Origin of the sequence: Polynucleobacter duraquae, assembly GCF_000973625.1 — a bacterium.
Classification (GTDB): domain Bacteria; phylum Pseudomonadota; class Gammaproteobacteria; order Burkholderiales; family Burkholderiaceae; genus Polynucleobacter; species Polynucleobacter duraquae.
On the sequence record NZ_CP007501.1, the window covers coordinates 1,378,976 to 1,391,000 of the forward strand.

General features: G+C 46.0%; 8 protein-coding genes and 1 tRNA gene. 4 read left to right on the plus strand and 5 right to left on the minus strand.

Features of this window, described 5'->3' with window-relative positions; all coding sequences use genetic code 11:
• Window positions 1-15 precede the first annotated feature (15 nt).
• Window positions 16-3,537 (minus strand): chromosome segregation protein SMC, encoded by a 3,522-nt coding sequence (gene smc, locus CL55_RS07155; RefSeq protein WP_046330468.1) that lies wholly within the window; start codon window positions 3,535-3,537, stop codon window positions 16-18.
• 174 nt (window positions 3,538-3,711) lie between these two features.
• Between smc and dapD the strand changes: the two genes are divergently transcribed.
• Genes dapD through prmB form a run of 3 tightly spaced genes read left to right on the plus strand, consistent with a single transcriptional unit; the run spans window position 3,712 to window position 6,642 of the window.
• The gene (gene dapD, locus CL55_RS07160; RefSeq protein ID WP_046330469.1) at window positions 3,712-4,539 is read left to right on the plus strand and encodes a 2,3,4,5-tetrahydropyridine-2,6-dicarboxylate N-succinyltransferase; all 828 of its coding nucleotides are present in this window, start codon (window positions 3,712-3,714) and stop codon (window positions 4,537-4,539) included.
• A gap of 17 nt (window positions 4,540-4,556) precedes the next feature.
• Entirely contained in the window at window positions 4,557-5,708 is a 1,152-nt protein-coding gene (gene dapE / locus CL55_RS07165; protein WP_046330470.1) for a succinyl-diaminopimelate desuccinylase, read from the plus strand.
• A 37-nt stretch (window positions 5,709-5,745) separates the two neighbouring features.
• Window positions 5,746-6,642, plus strand: coding sequence for a 50S ribosomal protein L3 N(5)-glutamine methyltransferase (gene prmB, locus CL55_RS07170; RefSeq protein WP_046330471.1), 897 nt, complete (start codon window positions 5,746-5,748; stop codon window positions 6,640-6,642).
• A gap of 15 nt (window positions 6,643-6,657) precedes the next feature.
• Here the strand turns inward: prmB and radA are convergent, their stop codons facing one another.
• From radA to CL55_RS07185, 3 genes are read right to left on the minus strand one after another with little or no spacing between them, the layout of a single operon-like run.
• Window positions 6,658-8,022, minus strand: coding sequence for a DNA repair protein RadA (gene radA, locus CL55_RS07175; RefSeq protein WP_046330472.1), 1,365 nt, complete (start codon window positions 8,020-8,022; stop codon window positions 6,658-6,660).
• A 4-nt stretch (window positions 8,023-8,026) separates the two neighbouring features.
• Entirely contained in the window at window positions 8,027-8,536 is a 510-nt protein-coding gene (locus tag CL55_RS07180; protein WP_046330473.1) for a hypothetical protein, read from the minus strand.
• The gene (locus tag CL55_RS07185; RefSeq protein ID WP_046331243.1) at window positions 8,533-10,377 is read right to left on the minus strand and encodes a potassium transporter Kup; all 1,845 of its coding nucleotides are present in this window, start codon (window positions 10,375-10,377) and stop codon (window positions 8,533-8,535) included. Before CL55_RS07185 ends, CL55_RS07180 begins: the two co-directional genes overlap by 4 nt.
• A 252-nt stretch (window positions 10,378-10,629) precedes the next feature.
• Between CL55_RS07185 and CL55_RS07190 the strand changes: the two genes are divergently transcribed.
• A tRNA-Met gene (locus CL55_RS07190) sits at window positions 10,630-10,706 on the plus strand.
• 254 nt (window positions 10,707-10,960) lie between these two features.
• Here CL55_RS07190 and CL55_RS07195 read toward each other — a convergent pair.
• The gene (locus CL55_RS07195; protein WP_046330474.1) at window positions 10,961-11,938 is read right to left on the minus strand and encodes an FkbM family methyltransferase; all 978 of its coding nucleotides are present in this window, start codon (window positions 11,936-11,938) and stop codon (window positions 10,961-10,963) included.
• Window positions 11,939-12,025 lie beyond the last annotated feature (87 nt).

The window sequence follows — 12,025 nt, forward strand, 5'->3', positions numbered from 1 at the left end:
TTGCTCTAGATCCACTTAAGCTGCCTCCACCATCGATACTGCAGAAGAAATATCCACCGCCACAATACGCGATACACCCTGCTCTTGCATGGTGACACCAATCAACTGATGAGCGATTTCCATAGTGATCTTGTTATGTGAGATGAATACAAACTGAGTCTTATTAGACATTTTGGCAACCATCTGCGCATAACGCAAGGTGTTCGCATCATCTAGTGGTGCATCAACCTCATCGAGTAAGCAGAACGGTGCAGGATTGAGCAGGAAGAGAGAAAAGACTAGGGCAATTGCGGTTAGAGCTTTTTCGCCGCCGGATAACAAATAGATGGAACTAAGCTTCTTGCCTGGAGGCTGAGCCATGACCTGAACACCAGCATCCAAGATCTCCTCACCAGTCATTACTAACTCCGCATGACCGCCACCAAACAGCTCGGGGAATAACTTACCGAAATGGATGTTGACCTGATCAAAAGTGCCCTGCAAGAGATCACGGGTTTCTGCATCAATCTTAGCAATCGCATCCGTCAAGGTCTGCATTGCTTCGTTCAAGTCGGCTGATTGTGCATCCAAAAACTGTTTACGCTCACGCGAACTGGAGAGCTCGTCCAAGGCAGCCATATTAACCGGGCCTAAAGATTGAATCTCGGAGTTGAGTAGATTTACTTCAGCTTGCAGTGCCCCTACCTTCAGATCTGGACTGAAGCTTACCTCAAGTGCAGATAGGTCGGCTTCAGCATCTGACAACAAAGTTGCAAACTGCTCAAAGTTCAAACGGGCGGCCTGTTCGCGCAACTGTAAGTCGACCACTTTGTCACGCATAGGTTGAAGACTGCGCTCAATCTGCAAGCGCACTTCATCTGCTTCACGTAATTGATGCAATAGTGCATCTTGTTCTGTACGGGCATTCGACAATGCAGCTTCGCGAGCGCTACGAGCCAGCAAGAGGCCCTGTAATTTATCTTGTGCCTCTTCATCACTCAGAGTGTCCAGCTCTTGCTCGGAAGTAGCCTGCTTGTCCTGAATCTCCATGATCTGAACACGCGCAGTACTTTGATCACGTTGTAAGTCAGCAATCCGTTGCTGCAAAGAACGGGTTGTAAATGCAGCTTCTTGGGCAGACATCTCGGATGAGCGCAAAGATTCACGTAGGTGATCGCGCTCTTGAGTGGCTAGCTCCAGTTTTTCTTGAGCAATGGCTAGATTCTCTTGCAAGCCTTGCTTGGATTCCTCTGACTGCGCAAGCTCTTCAGAGGATTGCTCTTGAGTTTGACTCAACTGCTCTATTTGCTGACGTAGCTCACTTAACTCACCCTGAATTTGCTCAGCGCGTTGACTGTACTTTTCTTCAGCTTGCGTTAGCTGCATTCTTTCTACTTCAAAGCCATGTACTTCTTGTACGGCATGCTCTGCGGCAATACGGGTTTGCTCAGCAGCTTGATGGGCAGCTTGGTAATTAGCAACACATTGATCTAGCTCACCTTGCAACTCACTCTGAATAAGCTTCTGTGCGCGTAATTGCTTCTCGAGACCTTCCATCTCTTGAGCACGTGCCAACATACCAGCTTGCTCAGAGTCTGCTGCATAAAGCTGGACACCCACACGGCTCACTAAGTGACCTTGCTGAGTAACGAAAGCACCGCCTGCAGGTAACTTCTCACGGCGATGTAATGCATCTTCCAGGCTATTAGCAATATAGATGTTATCTAACCACTCTTGCAATACAGCAGCTACGCGTGGTGCACCTGCACTTTGAACACGAGTTAATAGTGCAATGAAATCAGCTGGCACGGTAGTGTGCGCAGGAGAAATGTCTTCTGTGAGTAAAATCGCTAAACGACTTGGAGGCGCATCATTGGCTAAGGCTAAAGTTTCTTGAACGCTCTTGGCTGTAACAGCGGCTAAGCGCTCGCGCAATACGGACTCTAAAGCGGCTTCCCAACCACTCTCGACTTTAAGCTCTTGCCATAAACGCTTACTCTCTTTTAAACCTTTGCTCTCAAGCCATGGGCCAATTTTGCCTTGCGCTTGAACGCTGGCCTGCAAGGCAGTTAGTGCAGTTAATTTAGCTTCGGTTTGCGCCAACTCTTGGTTAGCAGATTGAATCTGTTGTTGTGCGATATTACGAGCCTCATCGGCAGCAGGCACACGTTGTTGTGCCTCACCTGCTTTTTGTCTCGCTTCATCCACTTTACGTTGTGCCATCGCATGACGATCAATTGCCATTTGCAATGCTTCGGCATCAGGTCTGCGCATACCTGCGAGCTCAGCTTCAAGACGGGTATCGCGCCCCTTGAGTTCTTCTACTTGTGAAGTGATGGCTTTCACACGCTCACCTAAACTAGCTAAGCGCTGGTCAATCGTTGCTAAGTTCTCGCGCGCATCATTGAGTTCGCGCATATGAACTTGATAGGCCTCTTCGCGAGCTGGCATTTGCTCTTGCAAGCCAGATAAGTCCGCCATTAATGTTTGTTCTTTTTCAGCAGCCAAGCTGAGCTCATGCTCGGCAGAGCGTTGCGCTTGAGCGGCATCAGTTTCTTGAACGGTCCAACGTTGCAGTTGAGCTTGTAAATCTTGGGATTGTTGTTGCAGGCGCTGGCGCGCTTCTTGCACGTAACGAATTTGTGATTCAACCTGACTCACATCAGCATTGGTTTGATACAAGTCTCCTTGAGCCTGAGAAACCTGATCTTGCAAAGCGTACTGCTCAGTGCGCATTGTCTCGAGCTCAGTCTCCACATGACGCATTTTGGCAGTCTGTTCTTCCAAGCTGACCTGTGTGTCACGAATACCGTTGGCATGACGCTCTTGCTCCTTGCCAGCTTCGGTCTGACGTACGAACCACAAAAGCTGCTGCTGAGATTTCATCTGCGTAGATAGTTCAGCGTGACGCTCAGCTACGGTTGCCTGTTTCTCTAAACGAGTGACTTGTTGATCGAGTTCACGCAAAATATCTTCTACGCGCACTAAGTTTTCTTTTGTATCTTCAAGGCGGGAGGCGGTTTCTTTACGACGCTCTTTGTATTTAGAAACACCAGCTGCTTCTTCTAAGAAAACACGCAACTCTTCTGGCTTTGCTTCTAAGATTCGGTTGATAGTGCCCTGCCCAATAATGGCATAACCTCTAGGGCCCATACCGGTGCCTAAGAAAATATCTTGAATGTCTTTACGGCGCACAACTTGATTATTGACGTAATAACTAGAATTACCATCGCGTGTCAAAACGCGCTTAATACCCAATTCAGTAAATGCACTCCACTGACCTTGAGCGCGTCCTTCAGAATTATCAAAAATAAGTTCGACGCTGGCACGACCCGACGGTTTACGCAAACCAGAGCCATTAAAAATGACGTCTTGCATGGATTCGCCACGCAATTCACTAGCGCGAGACTCACCCAAAACCCAACGCACGGCGTCAATAATGTTCGACTTTCCGCAACCATTAGGACCCACAACACCGATCAATTGACCTGGCATTTCAAAATGGGTTGGGTCGACGAAAGACTTAAAGCCGGAAAGTTTGATGGATTTCAGTTGCACGGCGTACTTTGCAGGGAAAAAGGGGGTTCAAATAAGGGGGCAAAAATTATTACTAAAGTGGGAAGATGATAGCAAGCTTAAGGCTCCCCACACGGGTTTTTGCCCCACCGATATAATGATCAATCTATATCCAGGGACAAAATCCCTTAACAATCTGATAGTTAACTGAAAAGCATGAGCAAATCACCACAAAGCATCATCGATCAAGCCTGGGAAAACCGCGCAAACCTGTCTCCTGAGGCCGTTTCTGGAGAAATCCGCAATGCCGTGAACGCCGTTCTCGAGGGCCTCAATACAGGCAGTATTCGCGTTGCTGAGCGCCTCAGTGTTGGCAAATGGGAAGTAAACCAATGGGTTAAAAAGGCAGTTTTGCTGTCTTTTCGTCTGGAAGACAACAAACCAATGGGCGCTGGTGGCTATACCCAGTTCTACGACAAGGTGCCGAGCAAGTTTGAGCACTACACCGCAGAAGACTTCGCCAATGGCGGTTTCCGCGTTGTTCCGCCTGCAATGGCTCGTCGTGGCTCATTTATTGGCAAAAATGCCGTTTTAATGCCCTCCTACGTCAATATCGGCGCTTACGTGGGTGAAGGCACCATGGTCGATACTTGGGCAACCGTAGGGTCATGTGCCCAAATCGGTAAAAACGTGCATTTATCTGGTGGTGTTGGTATTGGTGGTGTTTTGGAGCCAATTCAAGCAGGTCCAGTGATTATTGAAGATAACTGCTTTATTGGCGCCCGATCCGAGGTCGTTGAAGGCGTGATTATTGAAGAAAATGCTGTTCTCTCCATGGGCGTTTACATTGGTCAAAGCACCAAGATCTACGACCGCGAAACCGGTGAGATCCATTACGGCCGTGTACCAGCAGGTTCTGTTGTGGTGCCAGGCTCCCTTCCTTCCGCTTGTGGCAAGTACAGCCTGTACGCTGCAATCATCGTGAAGAAGGTAGATGCTCAAACTAGAGCTAAGACTGCGATTAACGAACTGTTACGTGATTAAGTCTTAAAGCTAAATATATGAGTGCCACCCTAGAGTTAACTGAAGCCCTCATCTCCTGCCGCTCGGTCACCCCGGCGGACGGAGGCTGTCAGGACCTCATTGCCAAACGCCTTCAAGCTATTGGTTTTCACACAGAGAGCGTAGTGAGTGGTCCCGAGAATTTTCAGGTTACTAATTTGTGGGCAATCAAAAAAGGTGTGTCTGGAGATCAAGGTAAGGTCTTAGTGTTTGCTGGCCACACTGATGTTGTGCCAACTGGCCCACTAGAGAAGTGGACCAATGATCCGTTTACCCCAACCATCAGAGATGGCATGCTGTACGGTCGTGGGGCTGCGGATATGAAAACCTCTTTAGCAGGATTTGTGGTCGCTACCGAAGAATTTGTCATCACCCATCCAGATCACAAAGGCACGATTGCCTTTTTGATTACAAGCGATGAAGAAGGTCCAGCTAACGACGGCACTGTCATCATGTGCGAGCGCTTGCAAAAACAAGGCCAGCGTTTAGATTACTGCGTGATTGGTGAGCCAACTTCAGTTGATCAACTCGGTGACATGATTAAAAATGGTCGCCGCGGATCACTCTCCGGCAAGCTTCGGGTTAAAGGTATTCAGGCGCATATCGCCTACCCTCACCTGGGTAAAAATCCGATTCACCTTTCAGCACCTGCAATTCAAGCGCTAGTTGAGACTGAGTGGGATAAAGGTAACCAGTATTTCCAGCCTACGAGCTTTCAGATTTCGAATATTCATGCAGGTACTGGTGCGAACAACGTCATTCCTGGCGAGCTAGCGATTGATTTCAACTTCCGTTTCTCCACTGAGAGTAAGCCAGAGGAATTGCGTAGCCGCCTAGAAGGAATTCTCAAAGCTGCAGGTCTCGATTTTGAAATTGATTGGGTCTTAGGTGGTAGCCCATTTATTACTGGTGATGGCGCCCTTGCTGGCGCCCTACGTAAGGCCATTAAGGCTGAAACCAAAATTGATACAGAACTCTCCACTACTGGCGGCACAAGTGATGGTCGCTTTATTGCGAAGATCTGCAAAGAAGTTGTCGAATTTGGCCCGCTCAATGCGACTAGCCATAAGATTGATGAGTGCGTGATTGTGAATGATGTTGTGCCACTCAAAAATATCTATCGCAAGACACTCGAGCAACTGGTTGCTTAAGACTGTTTAGTCAATTACTTTTTTATAAACATTCCTTATGGACCCTGCGCCCCAGCAATCTCTGACGCTTGATCAATGTATTGATCAGATTGCACAAGAACTAGAAACGGCAGATTTGCATTATGGTCATGGTGCCATTGATGCGCAGAGTGAAGCCCTCTGGATTGTCAGCAAACAACTTGACTTCAGCCCTACAGATGCACTCGATCACTTAGAGCAAGTGATGAGTGCCGAGCAAATTGCCCGAGCGCTTGAAGTGACACAAACCCGCATCTCCACACGTAAGCCATTAGCTTATATCTTGGGTGAAGCCTGGTTAATGGGTGTGCCTTTTTTCTCTAGTGAGCAGAGCATTGTTCCCCGCTCCTGGATAGCTGAGCTCATCGTAGATGGTTCATTGGAGCCCTGGCTGCCTGCTGATGGCAAAGCACTAGATCTTTGTACCGGCAATGGCTCTTTAGCAATTTTATTAGCCTTAGCATGCCCTGATATTCATGTGAGTGCATGTGACATTAGTTTGCCTGCATTAGCAGTGGCGTCTCGCAATCTCGATCGTCATAGCCTGACTTCACAGATAGAGCTTTTTGAAGGTGATCTATGGGATGCACTACCAGAGCCTCATGAAGATAATCTCTTTGATCTCATCATTTGTAATCCGCCTTACGTTAATGCAAATTCGATGAATGCCCTGCCTACTGAATACCAGGCGGAGCCTGCTATTGCATTAGCAGGTGGCGATGATGGGATGGATCTGATTCGAAAGATTATTGCTGGTGCTCCCGACTATTTATCTGAGCGTGGTGCCATTTTGATTGAGATTGGCAATGAGTATGAGAACTTTAAAAAGGCTTTCCCACAAATCCCAGTCATTTGGATGGAAGTATCTGCAGGCGATGAGCAAGTACTACTGATTCAAGCAGAAGACTTGCGCTAAATTACATCCTGAGATTTAACTAAGCTCCGCTGCAGCAGAGATCGCTTGATCAATACGTTCTACTGGTATCACCCTTAATCCCGGAATCTTTGCCTTAGGCATGTTGGCCTTCGGGATGATTGCTACAGTAAATCCAAGTTTAGCGGCCTCTTTCAAGCGTTCCTGACCCCGTGGGCAGGGGCGAATTTCTCCAGCTAACCCAACCTCACCAAATACAATCAACTCCTTGGGTAGGGCCTTATTGCGAATTGAAGACTGAATTGCTAGCAACACTGCTAAGTCAGCTGCTGGCTCTGAGATCTTCACACCACCAACCGCGTTTAAGAAGACATCCTGATCAAAGCAGGCAACACCAGCATGACGATGTAACACCGCTAAGAGCATGGCTAAACGCGCTTGCTCCAAACCAACTGCCAAGCGACGTGGATTAGGAATATGCGCAGTGTCTACTAGCGCCTGAATTTCTACCAACAGTGGGCGACTGCCCTCTTGTGTAACCAATACGCAGGCACCCGGAACCATCTCCGCATGCTGCGAAAGAAAAATCGCCGATGGGTTTGCAACGCCACGCAGACCTTTTTCGGTCATAGCAAACACACCTAACTCATTGACTGCGCCAAAACGATTTTTAATCGAGCGCACTAATCTAAATGAGGAATGCGTGTCACCCTCAAAATACAAGACGGTATCTACAATATGTTCCAGTACACGAGGGCCCGCTAAATGACCATCTTTAGTAACGTGGCCCACCATCAAGACGCAGATACCACTTGATTTAGCGGCCCTGGTTAATTGTGCTGCACACTCTCGTACTTGCGCAACCGAACCTGGAGCTGAGCTGAGCACCTCCGAATACAAAGTCTGAATGGAATCGACCACCAAGACCTGTGGCTTCACCGTATCCATAATGGATAAGAGCTTTTCTAACTGAATCTCAGCGAGCACTTCTAATTGTGGCGCATCGAGTGCAATACGTTTTGCACGTAATGCAATTTGCGCTGCAGACTCTTCGCCACTGCTATAGAGCACGTTCATACCAGCAGCACTCATCTCAGCAAGGGCTTGGAGCAAGAGAGTAGATTTACCAATCCCAGGATCGCCACCTAAGAGCACAACACCACCAGGAACTAATCCACCACCTAGTACGCGATCAAACTCTTCTACGCCAGTGCTAAAGCGCGGGAGATCTTCGGCCGAAATAGCAGAAAGCTTTTGGCGGGGAAGTGACTGCGCCAATCCCTGAAAGCGGGTGTTTGAGCTCACCTCAGGCAAGCCCTCCTCCAGCGTATTCCATGCCTGGCATGAGGGGCACTGACCTTGCCATTTGGCAAAGGTCCCGCCGCATGACTGACAGATATAGATTGTTTTTATTTTAGCCAAAGGATTAATCGAGCTGAGTGCCCGCTTTGTTTTCTTGAGCACGTTTAGGTGCATCTTTACGGCGCTGTTCTAAATCGGCTGCACGAGCGGCTGCTGCTTTTTGCTTCTCTTCAAATTCTTTTTGATTGGCTAAGCGCTCAGCCGCTTTTTCAGCAGAAGCACGTTCAGCAATCTTGGTGGCATCGCGTTGATCTTTAATGCTGGCGCGTAACTTGCGCTGCACCTCATGCAACTCTACCTCTTGCACACGAATGGGATCAATTTCTTTGCGATATTGCGCACGTGAATCTTTTAAGCAGTCATTTACCCAATACTTTTGATAACACTCTGAATTGGTTTTATCCCAGCGATACTTAGCCCAGTCACGTTGCAACTCGAGGTCACGTTCAATCTTATCCAGTTGCTCCAACTGGGCTTCCTCAGCAGGAGTAGCGAGTACTAGGCTGCTAAAGGAGCAAGTCAATAGAAATGCCCCCAATGACAGCATTGAACGCAAGGTGCCGAGCTTTCTCAAATCTCTACCTTTGCACCGAGTTCAACTAAGCGATTGGTAGGAATCTTGAAAAAGTCCGATGGCTTGGCTGCGTTTTGCATCATCCAACCAAACAGCTTCTCTCTCCATAAGGCCATTCCAGGATTTGCCGATGGAACAATAGTGTCACGAGAAACAAAGAAGGAGGTATCCATCACATTAAATTGAATGTTTTCTTGCTTTTGCAGCAAGTCCAAGACTTTATTGATATCTGGTGATTCTTTAAAGCCATGTACCGCTCTCACCAAATAAATACCGCCCCCAAAGTCCTTCATCGTAATGCGCTCACTGTCACTAACATAGGGCACATCCCAAGTACTTAATTTGACAAAAAAGATACGCTCATGCATCACGCGGTTGTGTTTTAAATTATGCAACATCGCGATCGGCACAAAATCTACGTGGGCCGTCAGAAAAATAGCAGTGCCCTCGACGCGATGAGGTGGGTGGGCTAACAAACTAGAGACAAAGGCCTGTAAAGGTATGGCGCCTTCTTCTACTTTAGCGCGCAATAACTTCCGCCCACGATACCAAGTAATTAAACAAGTAAAAATGATAAGGCCTAGAAATAATGGATACCAGCCACCATCTTTGATCTTAATTAAATTAGCTGACCAAAAGGCAAAATCTAAAGCAAAGAAGATGGCTGTTAAACAAAGCACCAGGAAAATGTTCATTTTCCATTCACGGTACATCACTACGCCTAATAAAATTGCAGTAATCATCATGGTGGATGTCACAGAAATTCCATAAGCAGCTGCTAAGTTCACTGACTCTCTAAACTCAATAATGGTAACAACCACCATAAATAAGAGGGCCCAATTCACCACGGGAATATAAATTTGTCCCTGTTCTGAATCGGAGGTATGCATGATGGTCATGCGCGGCATAAAACCAAGCAATATAGCTTGGCTCACCAAAGAGTAAGCGCCTGAAATCACCGCCTGGGATGCAATGACTGTAGCTGCAGTAGCAAGACCAACAACAGGCCATAAAGCCCAATCAGGAACCATTAAATAAAATGGGTTTGAGGCAGCCTCTGGATTGGATAACAAGAGTGCGCCTTGCCCTAAGTAGTTAATTAACAGACTAGGCAAGACAACAATGAGCCAAGCATATCGGACAGGATTTCTTCCAAAGTGCCCCATGTCTAAGTAGAGCGCTTCGACACCAGTAACAACAAGGACAACAGCGCCCATGACAATATAGGCAGTTGTTGGGTGATCTAGCACAAACTGCACTGCATACATTGGATTAATTGCACCAATGATTTGAGGCGCTGCGCCTATGTTAATGAGGCCTAATGCCGCGAGAGTAATAAACCAAGTGAGTGTGACCGGGCCAAATAGATTACCAACAGCCGCCGTGCCATATTTTTGAATCAAGAATAAGGCAACCAAGATTGTTAAGGAAATGGGGATGATAAATTTATGCAGCCCAGGCGCTGCAATTTCGATACCCTCAACAGCGGATAACACTGAAATTGCTGGAGTAATCACAGACTCTCCCAAGAGCATACAAGCTCCAAGCATTCCTAAAATCATTAAAAAGAAGTAACTCTTCGATTTACTATCAAATGTTCTTAGTGCCAAAGCCATCAGAGATAAAACGCCACCCTCACCTTTGTTATCAGCCCGCATCACAAATAAAACATACTTAAAGGTCACTACTAAGATTAATGACCAAATCATCATTGCGATTACACCAAACAATGCCTCTGGTGAAAACGGGATGCCGTGCTTAGGATCAAAACATTCTTTGAGGGCATATAAAGGGCTAGTGCCAATATCACCAAACACTACGCCAATAGCGGCAAGCATCATCGTCGCAAGACCTTTTTTATGGCTGTTCTGATCGTCATGCAGATCAACTGGCTTTAATAAAGTCGAATTCGAAAATTCAGGGTTGCTAATTGACATTTGAAAGCCCTTAGTGAATGTTGCGTGGCAATATGTTACTCCTTATGCATGCTGACTCTACAGTCTTTTTTCAATGAAAAAACAGCCCTGTTAAGTGCTATTTCAAGGATTCGCTCGACAGAGCTGGTCGAAAAATGGTAGAATCTTAGCTTCAGACGCGGGGTGGAGCAGTCTGGCAGCTCGTCGGGCTCATAACCCGAAGGTCGTAGGTTCAAATCCTGCCCCCGCAACCAAACAGTAAAAGGCTTTAAAGGCGATTGTGTCTTTGAAGCCTTTTTGCTTTTTTGCTGTGCATGGGTTATGTATTGATTAGACATCAATAACCCATTAATTAAGCACATGGAAGACCAGTTGGGCATCGGCTGAAGGGCGCTTACCCCGTCCTTCTAAATGCCCCACCCCAGCTTCTGAATCTACATTGAATATCAATGCATCTTATGCATTAATTGCATAAAGAATATTACGTCCATTTCTCCAAATTAATTAGCTAAATAAAAACTAAATCCGTGCTTCCATTTGTCTTGCTATCTTTGTACAAGCTATATAAAGAATTTAAACTAACCTCATTGAGTTCGAGGACATGCAAAGGTCGATTTAAATCATAAATGGCAGTAAATTTACTTTTCAATAATGCCTTCTTAAAATTCTCGAAACAGTTAGCTCTATCCATGCCATACGGCCAAAATTCTGTAACTAGAGGCAATCCTGCATCGAGCACATGACTGGCGCCCTCAAGAATGAAGCCTTCATATCCTTGAGTGTCCATCCACATAACTCCAGCATCTAATTTATGCACTTGAAATAGGCTATCAAGTGTTGTAGATGACACATCAATAGTTTTTCTATTGCCCTCATCATAGCCTGCATCCCCTGTTTCATCAGTTACCCTCACTCTGTGGTCGCCATGATTCTCGCTTGAGAGCTCAAACTGTAAAACCTTATTAGCATGATTTCCTAGGGCTGCATTTCTAGGAATCACTGATGCCTGAAGGTCGTTTAAAAGAATATTGGCAGTGAGTAGTTTGTAATTTAATGGGTCTGGTTCTATTGCTATTGCAGTCTTAAAATAACCTCTTTTGACGGCAGGGATACATATAGTCCCTATGTTTGCACCGATATCAATTAATAATTCTTGTGGCGAATTAAGATTTAATAGCTTAAATACGAACTCCATTTTTTCAAAATCAAATGGCTCACCTCCATTTACAAAAGTACTCCTTCCTATTGCTTGGTCGTTAGACGAAACAACAAATAGCTCAGATTGTCCCGCCGAAAGAAGTAGCCCCCCCCTCATGAACGAGGAGGTATTTCTGGCTGCATCAAATATGCTTTGGAGTAACACACGTTTAAAGATATGACATGTGAAGATTGACTTCAATGTCAAATAAGAGATTTTTCTTGGCAAATAAAAAAATTTCCATTTAAGGCTGGTTCCCTTAAACCATTGAATTATTTTTTTGCTCATTTTTAACTTATCCTAAATTTATATATTTAATTATATAAATTAAATTAAATATTTGTAATTATATAGCTTAATTAGCTAGTGCCGTAA

Excerpts from the sequence above, each read along its gene's own strand:
- dapD (WP_046330469.1), top strand. The coding sequence starts at position 3,712 with ATGAGCAAATCACCACAAAGCATCATCGATCAAGCCTGGGAAAACCGC.
- CL55_RS07195 (WP_046330474.1), bottom strand. The coding sequence starts at position 11,938 with ATGAGCAAAAAAATAATTCAATGGTTTAAGGGAACCAGCCTTAAATGG.
- CL55_RS07185 (WP_046331243.1), bottom strand. The coding sequence starts at position 10,377 with ATGATGCTTGCCGCTATTGGCGTAGTGTTTGGTGATATTGGCACTAGC.
- dapE (WP_046330470.1), top strand. The coding sequence starts at position 4,557 with ATGAGTGCCACCCTAGAGTTAACTGAAGCCCTCATCTCCTGCCGCTCG.
- prmB (WP_046330471.1), top strand. The coding sequence starts at position 5,746 with ATGGACCCTGCGCCCCAGCAATCTCTGACGCTTGATCAATGTATTGAT.